We start from the raw sequence: 14,662 nt of genomic DNA on the forward strand, positions 1-14,662 counted from the left end.
AAAAAGACTGCGGCCTCACGGCCCTTTCATGACGACCGCCTGCGTGATCACATTGCCGCCGCGCGCGCCGACGATGCGCGCCGTGACCACGTAGTGCAGCTGCGGCTGGTCCTGGTAGTTGGGGCTGTCCGCGCGGTTGCTCTTGCCGTAGGGCGTGGGCGACTTGGAATTCGGCCGCGCCGAGGTCAGCAGGCAGCGGTTGGGCGGGTTGTAGGGGCCGGCGAAGTCGCACAGGCGGTGGATCACGTACTCGACCCGGTTGCCGGCCGCGTCGGCCGGCAAGGTGACCGAGCCGTTCCAGAAGGCCGGGGTGCTGACGGTCCAGGTCGGCGTCAGCGTGGCGACGTAGCCGTTGGCCGGCTGGTTGTTTTCCAGCTGAGACGAGGCCGGTATCGAGCGCAGGTAGGCGAACGCCGTGTGGATGCCGAGGTCGGCCGACTTGCTCAGCGCCGCGTCATAGGCCAGGTTGGCCGTGGTCAGCGTGGTCGAGGTGCTGGACTTGAGCAGGTAGATGCTGCTGACCAGCATCACCGTCAGCATGATCAGCATGATGGGCAGCGCGATGCCGCGTTGTCGGGAAGGCAGGCGCATCACGGCCTCCATTGGGAATTACGGATCTGCACGATGGTCTCGAACACGCGGTAGCGGTAGCACTGCCACGCCACCGGGTCGTTGGCCACCGCCACGTTGACCTGTACCGGCACCGCCGCCACGCCTTGCGGCACGCTGGTGGCGAACACGGTCGGCAGCACCGTCGTGGCGCCGCACTGCCCCGCCGAGTTCGGCTTCTCGGTGTTCTTGCTGCGCGCGACCACGGCGATCCGCACCGCCGCGATGCGCTGGTAGTCGCCGGGACTGCCGACCACGCCGTCGCTGTCGGCGTCCACCATGGTGGCGCTCCACTTGGTGACCTGCATGCCGTCGGCACCGGGGTTGGGGTCGTAGGCTTTGGGGCCGGGCGGGCGCGAGTCGAAGCCGTACTGGGCCTTGATGCTGACCACGTTGTCGGTCACCGACACGCCGGCCTGCTCGGCGCCGGCCAGCTCGGCGGCGCGCAACAGCAGCACGCCGTTGGCCACCGCCCAGGTGTGGAAGTGCAGTTGTGCCGGCGCGCCGAGGTTGTAGATGTAGGCCAGGTTCTGCTTGTAGGGCAAGGGCAGGCCGGCGATCGGATTGAAGCGGTAGCGCCCGCCGGTGTTGACCAGGATGGTGCTGTTGGTCCCGGCGCCGAATCCGGACAGCTGGAACAAGGTGCATTGACCGCTGCCGGGCGTCAACGGCGCCACCACCATCACATCGCCGTCGTTGAAGGCGTAGGGGTTGCGGTTGTCGATGGTGAGCGTGTTGCCGACCGTGTAGTCGGCGAACAGCTTGACCGAGCCGGCGCCCGCCTGCGAGGTGCCGCTGTTGAAGGAGATCACGTCCGGGTCCTGGCCGTTGGACTGGATCACCGCCGCCGCCAGCGGCGTGATGTTGGCGCCGCCGCGCTGCATGACCGGCAGCGCGTAGCCGTTGGCGTCGGAGAACACGGTGTCGCAGCCGGCCAGCATCGGATCGTTCAGCCCCCAGCCCGCCTCGGTGGCGTCGCTGCTGAGCGAGAACAGCGCCAGCATGCCGTTCTGCATGCTGTCCGACCCGCCGACGGCGGCATCCTTGTTCTGCTCGCCGCTGACCACCAGGCGGGTGGCGAACAGCAGCGCCAGCAGGCCGATCACCACGCTGACCATCAGTTCCACCAGCGAGAAGCCGCCGCGGCGGCGTGACAGGGAAAGGTTCATGGCTCAGATCGCAATATAGGAAGTGACCAGATGCTGGTTGGTGACGCCGCCGGCCTTGCGCTTCCACTTGATGGAAATGTCGACCTGGACCCGCAGCTGCTGCGGCGTGACGGTGACGGCGATGATGGCGCCCGGGATCGCGGCCTGGGTCTCGTCCACCCACGGCTTGGTGGCGGGCGTGACGGCGCCGCCCTCGACGACGCCGTAGTTCAGCACGTTGTTACTGTCGGCGTTCATCACCCCCAGCAGTTTTTCGCCGGCCAGCGTGGCCTCGGCGCGCAGGCTGGCGTCCGACAGCGCCGAGTAGGCGCGCGCCTGCAGGCCTATGGTGCCGAGCAGGCCGATGCCGAGGATGACGATGGCCAGCATCGCCTCCAGCAGCGCGATGCCGCCCTGGCGGCGGGAAGGACGGGGATGCATGGTCGGTTTCATGGCGGACAGGCCCTGGTGTCGCTGGCGGGGACGCGCGGATCGCACTTGCTGGCCATGCCGGCCAGCGTGACCACCAGCGCCACCGCCGGCACTTCGTTGGCGTATTTGGCGGCCGGATCCAGGCGCAGGCTGGTCAGGCGCTGGGCGAAGCGGGTGTCGACCCAGCCGATCGGGGTGTAGTAGACCTGCGAGCTGCCCTCCGGCTGGGTGCTCGGCAGCAGGACTTCCGAGTTCGGCAGCGAGTCGGCCGCGCGGTACACCGACCTGTAGCCGGCCGCGCCCTCGGGATCGTTGTCGGCCGGGGTGTTGACCGTCGACCAGCCGGTTTCGGTCGCGCCGCACTGGGTGGCCGGCGAGACGAAGCAGATGTCGACCTGCCAGTCCATCTGCCCGCTGTTGACGTTGGGCGACAGAGAGATGCGGCTGAAGCTGTTGTGCATGACAGCCTGGCGGCGCGCCAGGCTGAAGCCGTCGGCGTAGAACTCGCTGGCGCTGCGCGCGCGGTTGCTCAGCAGCCAGTTGCTGGCGTTCGGGATGCCGATCGCCAGCATGAACGCGAAGATGGTCAGCGTCAGCAGCAGCTCCAGCAGCGTGAGGCCACGCTGGCGGCGCCGGGCTGGCGGCGTCAGTTGGAACATGCGCCACCCTTGTGGTCCACCCAGCACGAGGTGCTCACGCCCCAGCCGGTCGGGCTGCCGGTGGTGGCGTGGGTGCCGTTCTGGTCGATGGTGTAGACGAAGCCGGTCATCTTGCCGATGCCGGTGGCCGTCAGCGTGTAGCTCGAGGCGGTGGCCGCGCTGAGCGCGTAGCTGAAGTTGGCGGTGGCGGGCGGGAAGGTGCTGACGGCGTCAAAGCCGACATAGGTGCGGTTGTTGGACCAGAACTGTTCGGCCGCCGGCTGGGCGCCGCCGAGCGCGGTGAACGCTTCGCTGAGGCGGCCGCGGGTCACGTAATCGCTGTAGGCCGGGATCGCCACCGCCATCAGGATGCCGACGATGGCCACCGACACCATAATCTCGATCAAGGTAAAGCCCTGTTGGACACGCTTCATGGCCCGCTCCCGGTGACTGTTCACATGCCTGGAGTGTAGCGGGCCCAGCTTGCATTACCCTGAGGAAATGCTGACAAATTCCTGACAAGGGCAAATATTCAGGGAAAATGGACGGAAAACAGCGCGCCCCGGCCGCCGGCGCCGTCGGCGATGGCCAGGCTGGCGCCGTGCACGGTGGCGATGTCGCGCACGATGGCCAGGCCCAGGCCGCTGCCGGTGGTCTTGTCGTCCAGCCGCACGTAGCGGCTGAACACCTGCTCGCGCCGGGCCGGCGGGATGCCGGGGCCGTTGTCCTCGACCGTCAGCCAGCCGCCCTCGCCGTCCGGCCGGCAGGCCACCGTCACCGTGCCATGGGGCGGCGTGTAGCGGATGGCGTTGTCGATCAGGTTGTCGATCAGGTCGCGCAGCAGGAAGCGGTCGCCCGTGACGGTCAGCGGCCGCAGGTCGAAGCCGAGGTCGATGGACTTGAGCGTGGCGCGGTCGACGAAGGACTGGACCGCCTCCTCCACCAGCGCGTTCAGCGCCACCGGTTCGAGCCGGGTCTTTTCGAAATGGCCGGGCTCGGCGCGCGCCAGCGCCAGCAGCTGGTTGGTCTGGCGGATCATGCGCTCGGTGGCCGACAGCATCAGCTTGACCGACTGCGCGGTCTCCGGCTCGGCGTGGCGCGCGCCCAGCCATTCGAGCTGGGTCTTGAGGCCGGCCAGCGGCGTGCGCAGCTGGTGCGCCACGTTGGCCAGGAACTCCTGGCGCGCCCGCGCGCCCTCGCCGACCTTGTCCAGCAAGCCGTTGAAGGCCGACACCACCGGCTCCAGCTCGTACGGCACTTGCGTGGCCGCGATCGGTTCGAGGTCGTCGCCGTCGCGGGCGTTGAGGCCGGCGCGCAGGCGGTTCAGCGGCAGCAGGCCGTTGCTGACCGAGAACCAGATCAGGCCGACGCAGGCCAGCGCGAACAGCGATTCCAGCAGCACCAGCGCCCGCACCACGGCGTGGCGGATCTGGGTGCGCTTGCGCAGCGTCTTGGCCACGCCGATGTCGGCCTGGACCGGAGCGCCCGAGGCGTCGGGCAGGCTCAGGCGCAGCGCCACGCCGCGCACCGCCTCGCCGCGCTGGCTGGCGTCGAAGGACACGGCGCGCCGGGCCGCCTGTTCCGGCGCGGCGCCTGGCAGCGGCGGGAAATCGGCGTCGCCGGCGATGGCGCGGCCGGCCGCGTCGCGCACCACGAAGTAGACGGCGTCGGCGTCGTCGGTGCGCAGCACCTGCTCGGCCTGGCGCGGCAGGTCGATGCGCAGCTGGCCGCCGTCGGCGCCCAGGCGCGCACCCAGCGCGGCGGCGGCGTCGGACAGGCTCTGGTCGAAGGCTTGCTGGGCCGGCAGCCAGGCCAGCATGTAGGTCAGCGCGCCGCCGGCCAGGTTGATCAGCAGGATCGGGCCGATCAGCCATTTCAGCAGCCGCAGCCGGATGCTATTCATTCTTCATGGGCTGCCGGAGCCTGCTCCAGCATGTAGCCGAAGCCGCGGATGGTGCGGATCGAGACGCCGGCGTCGGCGATCTTCAGGCGCAGGCGCGAGATGTAGACTTCCACCGCGTTCAGGGTCAGGTCGTCGCCCCAGGGCAGGATGGCGTCGATGATCTGCTGCTTGGACACCACGCGCGCGCCGTGCTGCAGCAGGTATTCCAGCACCGCCCACTCGCGCACCGACAGCTCGATGGTCTTGTCGCGCACGCGGGCCCGCTTGGCCGACAGGTCCAGCGCCAGGTCGCCCAGCGCCAGCACGGCCGGCTTGGGGGTGTTACGCCGCGCCAGCGCCCGCAGCCGCGCCACCAGCTCGGCGGTGGCGAAGGGCTTGACCAGGTAATCGTCGGCGCCCAGCTCCAGGCCGCGCACCCGGTCCTCGATGGCGTCGCGCGCGGTCAGCAGCAGCACCGGCACCTGGCTGCCGCGCGCCCGCAGGCGCCGCACCACCTCGAAGCCGTCGATGCCGGGCAGGCCGATGTCGAGCACCACCACCTCGGTATGCTCGGCCCGCTGCAGCAGCGCGTCGGCCTGGGTGCCGTTGCCGACCACCTCGACCGCCATGCCGTGGCCGCTCAACACGCGGCTCAGGCCATCGGCCAATACCGCGTCGTCCTCCACCACAAGTACATGCATGATCTGTGCGCCACTTGATTTGAATTTGTGCATTATGCACGCGCGCTGCGGAGAAAAATAGAGCTCGTGTAGGACCAGGACTACAAAGTGCCATGTTGCAAGCCTACACGGGGGCGTCCCCTCCTCTTATGTTCGCAATTTAACAAAGACCTCAAAATTATGGCAACACTGAAGCACGCCTTTGGTGCTCCTGTATAGCCAGATTGTGAGGAAAAAAAATGAACAACACCCAAATTAACGCAACCGACAAAACCGCAGCGCCACGCATGACGGTGAACTCGAAAGAATTCAACGTTGCGTCACGGCCTGTTGTCAGCATCAGCGGCGCCCAGCAGAACGAGTTGCTGGCCGCGCTGCCCCGCGACGTGCTGGAATCGTTGTTTGAGCACCTGGAACTGGTGACCCTGCCCTTCGGCAAAGAATTGTTCGAGTTCGGCGGCGCGATGGACTACGTCCACTTCCCGACCACCGCCATCGTGTCGCTGCTGTACGTGATGGAAGACGGCGCCACCACCGAGATCGCCGTGGTCGGCCATGAAGGCGTGGTCGGCGTCTCGCTGTTCGAGGGCGAGCGCGCCATGTGCAGCGCCGTGGTGCAGGCAGCCGGCTACGGCTACCGCATGAAGGCCCAGCACCTGCGCGACGCCTTCAACCAGGGCGGCGCCCTGCCCGCCCTGCTGATGCGCTACAACACCGCGCTGTTCGCGCAGATGGCGCAGAACGCCGTCGGCGGCCGCCACAGTTCGATCGAACAAAAGCTGTGCCGCTGGCTGCTGGACCGCCTGGACCGCTCGCCATCGAACGAACTGAAGGTGACGCAGGAAATGATTTCCATCATGCTGGGCGTGCGCCGCGAAAGCATCACCGCCGCCGCCGGCAAGCTGCAGGACGAAGGCTTGATCGCCTACCGCCGCGGCAACATCACTGTGCTTGATCGGTCAGGCTTGGAGGCGTATGCGGGTGAGTGTTACAAGGTGGCTCGGACGGAATATGAGCGTCTGCTGGTGGATGTAGCACGCTGCTAAGCACGCTGCTGATGGCCGGTGGCAGCGTCGTCGTGTCGGCGCGGCGCTCCTCCGCCGGCGGTCGGTTGCGCAAGGGAATAGAGACTTCGATACAAGTGCCGGCATCATTGCGGCCACGGCGGATGGTCAGCGTACCGCCCAACAGCAAGGCGCGTTCGCGCATGCCCAGCAGTCCATGCGACATGGGCTTGACGATGTTGTTGGCGGCGATGCCGATACCGTCGTCGATAATGCGCAGCATCAGCCCGCCCTGGTTGCGGCTCAACGTGACGGTCACGCGGCTGGCCTTGGCGTACTTGCGAATATTGGTCAACGATTCCTGCACGATGCGGAACAAGGCGATCGACAAATCGCCCGACTGGCGCGCGGCACTTTCAATTTCAGCGGCCACATCGCAGTCGCAACGGACCTGGGCCAGTCGGCTGAACTCGTTGCAATAGCTTTCGATGGCGGCGCACAGGCCCAGGTTGTCGAGCAGGCTCGGACGCAGGTTCTCGACGATGCGGCGCTTCATTTCCACGGTCTCCACCAGCGTGGCGCGGGCGCGCTTGAGCTGGGTCGCCAGTTCGGGATCGGTCTTCTGCAATTGCTGGGTGACGGCGGCGATGTCCATGCTGATCGAGGTCAGGTTGGCGCCCATCTCGTCATGCAGCTCGCGCGACAGGCGGACTTTTTCTTCCTCGCTGATGCTGATCAGGTGGCGCGACAACACCGACAACTGCTCGGTACGCTGCTCGACCTGCGATTCCAGGTTTTCGTTGGCGCTTTGCAGCGCGTGCTCGACCTGCGCGCGGTTGGCGAAGCTGCGCCGCACCAGCTGGTAGAACATGACCAGCACAAAGATGGCCAGCGCGTTGATACCCATGCCCAGCAACACGGCTTTCTGGTATTCCTGGTAGAAGGTGGCGCTGCGCGTGACCAGCGTCTCGTTCTGCTCCTGCTCCATGATGACCACCTGCAGGCGGATCTCGTCCATGCTGGCGCGGCCGTCGCTGAGCTTGGCGATCTTGACGATCTCGTCCAGCCCGCCCTCGCGGTAGACGTCGATGGCCTGGCTCATGATGGAGAGGCGGCGGCGCACCAGCGTGTGCAGCTGCGCCAGGTTCTTCAGCTGCGACGGGCTATCGGCCAGCAGCTTTTCCAGTTCCTTGAATTCGATTTCGGTCTCGGCCAGCGCGGTCTTGGTCGGCCCCAGGTAGGCGTCGCGCCCGGACAGGAAGTAGCCGCGCATGCTGCTCTCGGCGTCGAGCACCAGCACGTTGAGGTATTGCAGGCGATCGGCCACCCGGGCGGTCTGGCCCAGCTGCACCTGCGCCCCGCGCAACGCTTGCAAATTGTGGAACAGGCTGAATCCGTTGACGATCAACAGGAGCGCACAGGTCACGCACAAGACGGTCTTGTACAGCGGCAGGCGGTGATGCGGCGCTGTTTCGACGGTGAAATACATCCTGACGAGTTTCCTTCACAAGGGTTAATCCGGGGCGGACAAATGCCACACTAGCCGGATTATAGTCCGATGGGGAACAGGATGCTGAATGGGGCTGCAGCAACAGTGCGCGCCCCAGCAAGCTTGCTAATCCAGTAAGTTATTTTTCATGGCGTAGTAGGTCAGGTCGGAATTCGACTGCATGCCCATTTTTTCCATGATGCGGGTGCGGTAGGTGCTGACGGTCTTGATGCTCAGCGACAGCGCCACGCCGATGTCGGACACGGTGGCCCCGCGCGCCAGGCGCAGGAAGACCTGGAACTCGCGGTCCGACAACTCGGTGTGCAGCGCGGTGTTCGGATCGCGGTCAAAGCTTTGCGCCAGCAGTTCGCCGACGGTCGAGCTGACATAGCGGCGGCCCTGGTACACGGTGCGCACGGCGGACATCAGCTCGTCGGCCTCGCATTCCTTGTTCAGGTAGCCGTTGGCGCCCATCTTGAACAGGTTCAGCGCGTACTGCTGCGCCGGATAACCGGACAGGATCAGCACCGGCAAATCCGGCTGGCCCTGGCGGATAGTGCGCAAGGTATCGATGCCGCTCTGGTCGGGCATGGCGATATCGAGCAGCAGCACGTCGCAAATCTCGCGCCGCGCGATTTCCAGCGCCTCACGGCCGGTACCGGCTTCCGCCACCACGTCGAAATCGTCCGCGGACGAAAAAATCTGTTTGAATCCTGCTCTTACTATCTGATGGTCGTCACAAATGGCAACGCGTATCATTGTTTCCCCTCGTCTTGTCCGGCTGTCGCGCCATGGGCCCCACCGGACTTCACGCCACCGTCTATCAGCGTCGCTGATGTGAATAATGTTGAAATTATAGCAGCAATCATTCCGCCAGCCGCACTTCACGGCAGTAGTGCGCTAGGGCTGCTTAAGCATCGCCAGTATCGCCAGCAGTTCGCCGCGTATCATGTCGCGGTCCAGCGGAGCAGGAACGTCCGCCGGCGGCTGGCCGTTGACAGCCAAGCCACCATCATACTCCGCCGCGGCGGCATCGTACGCGCGGCTGTCGAGCTTATTGCGGGCGCCGCTGATGGTGAAGCCCTGCTCGTACAGGAGTTCACGGATGCGGCGTATCAACAGCACCTCGTGGTGCTGGTAGTAGCGGCGGTTGCCGCGCCGTTTGACCGGCTTGAGCTGCGTGAACTCCTGCTCCCAGTAGCGCAGCACGTGCGGCTTCACGCCGCACAGCTCGCTCACTTCACCGATCGTGAAATAGCGCTTGGCCGGGATCGGCGGCAGCACAACCAGTTCGGATTTGGCGAGGCGGTCATTCATCACGGCTCAGTCCCGGCTCAGGCGGCGCGCGCCATAGGATTGCTCTCTTCGACCATGCCCTTGAGTTTTTGGCTGGCATGGAAGGTCACCACGCGGCGCGCGGTGATCGGGATTTCCTCGCCGGTCTTGGGATTGCGGCCCGGACGCTGCGGCTTGTCGCGCAGCTGGAAATTGCCGAAACCGGACAGCTTGACGGCCTCGCCGCGCTCGAGCGCGTTGCGGATCTCATCGAAGAAGGTTTCCACCATGTCCTTGGCCTCGCGCTTGTTCAGGCCGACCTGTTCGAACAACAGCTCGGCCAGCTCCGCCTTGGTCAGCGTAGGCAAATCTTTTTCTGCATCCTGGCGTACCTTGGCCACCTGCATGGCCCGATGCAAATCGGCAGCCAATGCGGATTGGAGTACGGCGGAATCGACGTCGTTATTATTAATTTTCCTGCCCTGCCTTATCTAAGAACGAATGAGTCCGGCACAGGCCGGACTCCCAGATGATCAAAAAAGTCGCTATCAAGTACGCAGACGGGCGCCGTGTTTTTGCGTGGCGGCTTCGCCGACCGCGCTCATCACCGCTTCCACCACATCGTCCTGCAGCGTATTTTGAGTATCTTGCAAGCTAAAGCGGAAAGCAAGCGATTTTTCGTCCGCCTCCAGTCCTTTGCCACGATATTCATCAAACAAAACAATGGCTTGCACGATCTTGCCCTGTGGACTTAATTGCACAGCTGCATTAAACGCGTCCAGCAGGTCTTGCGCTGGAACATGCTGCTTGACCACCACGGCCAGGTCGCGCGTGGCGCCCGGGAACTTGGAGATCTCGGCGTATTCCGGCACGGTACGTTGCTGAAGAGCAACGGCATCGACCTCGAACACCACCGGCGCGTGCGGCAGCTCGTATTTCTGCAGCCAGCGCGGGTGCAGTTCGCCGATGAAGCCGACGACCTTGCCATCCAGCAGCACGTGCGCCGAGCGGCCCGGGTGCAGCGCCGGGTGTTCAGCCTTGACGAAGCGCAGCGGCAGCGGTGCGAACAGGTGCTCCAGGTCGGCCTTGAGGTCGAAGAAATCGACCGCGCGGTTGTCCTGGCCCCACTGCTCGTCGGCCACGTTACCGTAGGCCATGGCGGCCACGCGCTTAGGCTGGTGGTAGCCGGCCACGGTCAGCGGGCCGTCGGCCACGCTGTCGTCGCGCAGGTAGACCGCGCCGATTTCAAACAGGCGCACGCGGCTGGTCTTGCGGTTCAGGTTGTAGCGCACGTTGGCCACCAGGCTGCCGATCAGCGTCGAGCGCATCACGCTCATCTGGCTGGCGATCGGGTTCTGCAGCTTGATCGGGTTGGCGTTGCCGCCGAAGTCCTGCTCCCAGGCCGCTTCCACAAAGCTCATGTTGACCACTTCCTGGAAGCCCAGGTCGGCCAGCTGGTGGCGCACGGCGAACAGCGAGCGGGTGTTTTCCGGCGCGATGATCATCGTGTTGGCAGCCACCGGCGCCACGGTCGGGATGTTCTCGAAACCGTAGACGCGCGCGACTTCCTCGATCAGGTCTTCCTCGATTTCGATGTCGAAGCGGTACGACGGGGCGGTCACCGAGAACACACCATCAGCCAGCGTGAACGGCAGCGCCAGGCGGGTGAAGATGTCGGCGATGGTCTTGTCGTCCAGCGCCACGCCGATCACCTTCTGGGCGCGGGCGGTGCGCATCCGCACCGGCGCGCGCTGCGGCACGTTGACGATCTGGTCGTCGACCGGGCCCACTTGCGTGCTTGCCGTGCCGCAGATTTCGATCAGCAGCGAGGTGATGCGCTCGATGTGCTCGACCGTGGTCGCGTAGTCGACGCCGCGCTCGAAGCGGTGCGCCGCGTCGGTCGAGAAGTTGTACTTGCGGGCGCGGCCCTGGATGGCGTTCGGCCACCAGAACGCCGCTTCCAGGTAAATCGATTCGGTCTCCAGCGAGACGGCCGTGGCGTCGCCGCCCATGATGCCGGCCAGCGATTCGATTTCCTTGTCGTCCGAGATCACACCAACCCATTCGTCGACGGTGACGGTGTTGCCGTTCAGGAGCTTGAGCGTCTCGCCGGCCTTGCCCCAGCGGACATTGAGGCCGCCATGGATCTTGGACAGGTCGAACACGTGGGTGGGACGGCCCAGCTCGAGCATCACGTAGTTGGAGATGTCCACCAGCGCCGACACCGAGCGCTGGCCGCTGCGCTCGAGGCGCTGCTTCATCCAGTCCGGCGTGGCGGCCTTGGCGTTCAGGTTGCGGATCACGCGGCCCGAGAAACGGCCGCACAGGTCCGGCGCGGAGATTTTCACCGGCAGCACTTCGGCGCTGTTGACGGCGACCGGACGGAACGACGGCACATGCAGCGCCACGCCGGTCAGCGCCGACACTTCGCGCGCCACGCCCAGCACCGACAGGCAGTCCGCCTTGTTCGGGGTCAGCTTGATGGTGAACTTGAGGTCGTTGAGCGCGTAGTAGTCGCGGAAGTTCTGGCCGACCGGCGCGTCGTCCGGCAGCTCCAGCAGGCCGCTGCCCTCTTCCGACAGCTTCAGTTCCTTGGCCGAGCACAGCATGCCCTGCGACTCGACGCCGCGCAGCTGACCAACCTTGATTTCAAACGGCTTGCCATCGGCGCCGGGCGGCAGGATGGCGCCGGCCATCGCGCACACGACCTTCAGGCCGGGACGCACATTGGGCGCGCCGCAGACGATGTTGAGCAAGGTGCCCGTGCCGACATCGACCTGGCAGACGTTCAGGCGGTCCGCGTTCGGATGCTTGGCCATCTCGCGCACGTGGCCGACGACCACGTTGGAGAACGGCGGCGCCACCGCTTCGACTTCTTCCACTTCCAGGCCGGACATCGTCAGCAGATGGGCCAGCTCGTCCGAAGTCATCTTCGGATCGACCATGGTACGGAGCCAGTTTTCGGAGAATTGCATAATCAAGCCTTCAAAGATAGTCCGACGGGAGCGCGCACCTCGGCGGCGCTCGACCGTTTCGTTATTGTTAGTTGAACTGCTTCAGGAAGCGCAGGTCGCCTTCGTAGAACAGGCGCAGGTCGTTGACGCCGTAACGCAGCATCGTCAGGCGTTCCAGGCCGGAGCCGAACGCGAAGCCGATGTACTTTTCCGGGTCGAGGCCGAAGTTGCGCACCACCGATGGATGCACCTGGCCCGAGCCGGAAATCTCCAGCCAGCGGCCTTTCAGTGGACCGGAACCGAAGGCGATATCGATCTCGGCCGATGGTTCGGTGAACGGGAAATACGACGGACGGAAGCGCACCTGCAGGTCGTCGGTCTCGAAGAAGGCCTTGACGAAGTTCAGGTACACGCCCTTGAGGTCGGCGAAGCTGATGTTCTCGGCGATCCACAGGCCCTCGACCTGGTGGAACATCGGCGAGTGGGTGGCGTCGCTGTCGACGCGGTAGGTGCGGCCGGGCGCGATCACCTTGATCGGCGGCGTGTGGCTGCGGGCGTAGCGCACCTGCATCGGGCTGGTGTGCGTGCGCAGCAGCAGCGGCTTGCCTTCGCTGTCGTTGCCCTCGATGTAGAAGGTGTCCTGCATCGAGCGGGCTGGATGGTTTTCCGGGCTGTTGAGCGCGGTGAAGTTGGTCCAGTCGTTTTCGATCTCGGGGCCGTCGGCCACGTCGAAACCGATGGAGCGGAAGATGGCTTCCACACGTTCCCAGGTCCGCATCACCGGATGGATGCCGCCGCCGGCGCGTCCGCGGCCAGGCAGCGAGACATCGATGGCCTCGGCGTTCAAGCGGGCTTGCATCTGGGCGTCGGCCAGCGCGTCGCGCCGGGCCGTCAGCGCCGCTTCAATCTGCCCCTTGGCAGCATTGATCAGGGCGCCCTGCGCCTTGCGCGCTTCAGGGTCGAGCTTGCCCAACCCCTTCATCAATTCGGTGATCTGGCCGGTCTTGCCCAGATATTTGGCTTTGGCATTTTCCAGTGCGGCGGCGTCATCTTTGACCGCGTCGAAATCCTGCACTGCTGAGGCGACGAGTTGTTCCAGGGAGTCCATGCGTTTTTCTTATCCTCAATCAAAAACGGGGCACAGGTTTCAACCTTTGCCCCGTTCTCAGTCGCAGCCCCGTTGCCGGGACCACGCGTCCAAATCAATGCGTATTAAGCAGCGATTTTTGCTTTCACAGCGTTGACAATCGCAGCGAACGCTGGCTTGTCCATCACTGCCATATCGGCCAGGACTTTACGGTCCAGTTCGATCGAAGCTTTCTTCAGACCATTCATGAAGACGCTGTAGGTAACGCCATGCTCACGGGAAGCGGCGTTGATACGAGCGATCCACAGACGGCGGAAGACGCGCTTCTTGTTACGACGGTCGCGGTAAGCGTACTGGCCAGCGCGCATCACTGCTTGCTTGGCAATACGGTATACCTTGCTGCGACGACCGCGGTAACCCTTGGCCAGGTTTAATACTTTTTTATGACGGGCACGAGCTGTAACCCCACGTTTTACTCTAGGCATAGTAACTCCTTAGTTGTGAGATTAAGCGGTTGGCATCATACGCATGACGGACGTGACGTCCGAAGCGTTGATGTTACGGGTGCCGCGCAGCTGACGCTTGTTCTTGGTGGTCTTCTTGGTCAGGATGTGGCGTTTGAAGGCCATACCCGATTTAACAGTACCACCCGGACGCACGCGAAAACGTTTTTTCGCGGAGCTTTTGGTTTTCATTTTTGGCATAGCAATCTACCCTCTTGGGTAGCTCCATATCAAACAGGATTGCAGGTGGCGACACTACGTCACACTTAGATGCCTGCTTTCACTTGTTTTTGCAGCAGATGCGAGTCCACTACATTTACAACAGCCGGCAATTATAGACCAGATGCTGCAATTCTGCACCACAAATTATAAGAGGCGCCTGAGCGCCCCTTATATTGCCGTTAAAGCAGGATTACTTCTTTTTCTTAGGCGAAAGGACCATGATCATCTGGCGGCCTTCCATCTTCGGGAACTGCTCGACCTGGCCGTATGGCTCCAGGTCGGCTTTCAGGCGTTCCAGCATACGGAAGCCAATATCCTGGTGCGCCATTTCACGGCCGCGGAAGCGCAGCGTGATCTTGGTTTTGTCGCCTTCATCCAGGAACTTGATGAGGTTACGCAGCTTGATATTGTAGTCGCCGTCATCGGTGCCCGGACGGAATTTGACTTCCTTCACGGCGATGATCTTCTGCTTCAATTTCGCTTCGTGAGCCTTCTTCTGCTCCGAATACTTGAATTTACCGTAATCCATCAAACGGCAGACCGGCGGGACCGCGGTAGGCGCGATCTCGACCAGGTCGACGTTTGCTTCTTCCGCCAGGCGGAAGGCTTCGGCCAAACTCACGATACCGAGAGGCTCGTTATCGACCCCACTTAAACGCATTTCAGGGGCAGTGATTTCGCCATTGATGCGATGCGACTTGTCAGTAGCTATGGTGATTCCTTTTAAAATCTAATGAAG

At 64.0% G+C, this 14,662-nt stretch carries 17 protein-coding genes; 1 reads left to right on the top strand and 16 read right to left on the bottom strand.

From position 1 onward, the window contains the following. Window positions 1-15: 15 nt before the first annotated feature. From ACUJB0_RS04475 to ACUJB0_RS04505, 7 genes are all read right to left on the bottom strand, one after another. Window positions 16-591 carry a pilus assembly PilX family protein gene (locus tag ACUJB0_RS04475; protein WP_444844183.1) on the bottom strand — a complete coding sequence of 192 codons (576 nt, stop codon included), beginning with the start codon at window positions 589-591 and terminating at the stop codon, window positions 16-18. Beyond that, window positions 591-1,778, bottom strand: coding sequence for a PilW family protein (locus tag ACUJB0_RS04480; RefSeq protein ID WP_444844184.1), 1,188 nt, complete (start codon window positions 1,776-1,778; stop codon window positions 591-593). Before ACUJB0_RS04480 ends, ACUJB0_RS04475 begins: the two co-directional genes overlap by 1 nt. Before the next feature lie 3 nt (window positions 1,779-1,781). Beyond that, on the bottom strand, window positions 1,782-2,198 hold the full coding sequence (locus ACUJB0_RS04485; protein ID WP_444844185.1) for a type IV pilus modification PilV family protein: 417 nt from the start codon (window positions 2,196-2,198) through the stop codon (window positions 1,782-1,784). A gap of 8 nt (window positions 2,199-2,206) precedes the next feature. Next, window positions 2,207-2,848: a prepilin-type N-terminal cleavage/methylation domain-containing protein gene (locus ACUJB0_RS04490; protein WP_444844186.1), complete on the bottom strand. Its 642-nt coding sequence runs from the start codon at window positions 2,846-2,848 to the stop codon at window positions 2,207-2,209. After that, on the bottom strand, window positions 2,836-3,261 hold the full coding sequence (locus tag ACUJB0_RS04495) for a type IV pilin protein (RefSeq protein WP_444844187.1): 426 nt from the start codon (window positions 3,259-3,261) through the stop codon (window positions 2,836-2,838). The genes ACUJB0_RS04490 and ACUJB0_RS04495 overlap by 13 nt, the downstream gene beginning before the upstream one ends. Before the next feature lie 98 nt (window positions 3,262-3,359). Beyond that, complete coding sequence (locus ACUJB0_RS04500; RefSeq protein WP_444844188.1) at window positions 3,360-4,730, bottom strand: sensor histidine kinase; 1,371 nt, start codon at window positions 4,728-4,730, stop codon at window positions 3,360-3,362. Next, entirely contained in the window at window positions 4,727-5,410 is a 684-nt protein-coding gene (locus ACUJB0_RS04505; RefSeq protein WP_161085811.1) for a response regulator transcription factor, read from the bottom strand. The genes ACUJB0_RS04500 and ACUJB0_RS04505 overlap by 4 nt, the downstream gene beginning before the upstream one ends. 218 nt (window positions 5,411-5,628) lie before the next feature. Here ACUJB0_RS04505 and ACUJB0_RS04510 point away from each other — a divergent pair, with 218 nt between their 5' ends. After that, window positions 5,629-6,435, top strand: a complete 807-nt coding sequence (locus ACUJB0_RS04510) for a Crp/Fnr family transcriptional regulator (RefSeq protein ID WP_161085810.1) — start codon at window positions 5,629-5,631, stop codon at window positions 6,433-6,435. Here the strand turns inward: ACUJB0_RS04510 and ACUJB0_RS04515 are convergent. From ACUJB0_RS04515 to infC, 9 genes are all read right to left on the bottom strand, one after another. Next, complete coding sequence (locus ACUJB0_RS04515) at window positions 6,332-7,882, bottom strand: CHASE3 domain-containing protein (RefSeq protein ID WP_444844189.1); 1,551 nt, start codon at window positions 7,880-7,882, stop codon at window positions 6,332-6,334. The genes ACUJB0_RS04510 and ACUJB0_RS04515 overlap by 104 nt on opposite strands. A 126-nt stretch (window positions 7,883-8,008) precedes the next feature. After that, a complete protein-coding gene (locus ACUJB0_RS04520) occupies window positions 8,009-8,641 on the bottom strand; it encodes a response regulator (RefSeq protein WP_161085808.1) in 633 nt (210 codons plus the stop codon). Window positions 8,642-8,782: 141 nt separating this feature from the next. After that, window positions 8,783-9,199, bottom strand: coding sequence for a MerR family transcriptional regulator (locus tag ACUJB0_RS04525; RefSeq protein WP_444844190.1), 417 nt, complete (start codon window positions 9,197-9,199; stop codon window positions 8,783-8,785). Window positions 9,200-9,216: 17 nt separating this feature from the next. Next, the gene (locus ACUJB0_RS04530) at window positions 9,217-9,564 is read right to left on the bottom strand and encodes an integration host factor subunit alpha (RefSeq protein ID WP_019919772.1); all 348 of its coding nucleotides are present in this window, start codon (window positions 9,562-9,564) and stop codon (window positions 9,217-9,219) included. 141 nt (window positions 9,565-9,705) lie between these two features. Further along, a complete protein-coding gene (gene pheT / locus ACUJB0_RS04535; RefSeq protein WP_444844191.1) occupies window positions 9,706-12,132 on the bottom strand; it encodes a phenylalanine--tRNA ligase subunit beta in 2,427 nt (808 codons plus the stop codon). Between the two features lie 67 nt (window positions 12,133-12,199). Continuing rightward, window positions 12,200-13,219, bottom strand: a complete 1,020-nt coding sequence (gene pheS / locus ACUJB0_RS04540) for a phenylalanine--tRNA ligase subunit alpha (protein WP_161085805.1) — start codon at window positions 13,217-13,219, stop codon at window positions 12,200-12,202. A 104-nt stretch (window positions 13,220-13,323) separates the two neighbouring features. Further along, the gene (gene rplT / locus ACUJB0_RS04545; RefSeq protein WP_008449404.1) at window positions 13,324-13,683 is read right to left on the bottom strand and encodes a 50S ribosomal protein L20; all 360 of its coding nucleotides are present in this window, start codon (window positions 13,681-13,683) and stop codon (window positions 13,324-13,326) included. Between the two features lie 21 nt (window positions 13,684-13,704). Next, window positions 13,705-13,902, bottom strand: a complete 198-nt coding sequence (gene rpmI / locus ACUJB0_RS04550; protein WP_008449407.1) for a 50S ribosomal protein L35 — start codon at window positions 13,900-13,902, stop codon at window positions 13,705-13,707. A 211-nt stretch (window positions 13,903-14,113) separates the two neighbouring features. Continuing rightward, window positions 14,114-14,653 carry a translation initiation factor IF-3 gene (infC, locus tag ACUJB0_RS04555; RefSeq protein WP_071658961.1) on the bottom strand — a complete coding sequence of 180 codons (540 nt, stop codon included), beginning with the start codon at window positions 14,651-14,653 and terminating at the stop codon, window positions 14,114-14,116. Window positions 14,654-14,662 lie beyond the last annotated feature (9 nt).

Source organism: Duganella caerulea, assembly GCF_040362985.1.
In the GTDB taxonomy this organism is placed as follows: Bacteria; Pseudomonadota; Gammaproteobacteria; order Burkholderiales; family Burkholderiaceae_D; genus Rugamonas; species Rugamonas vulcania.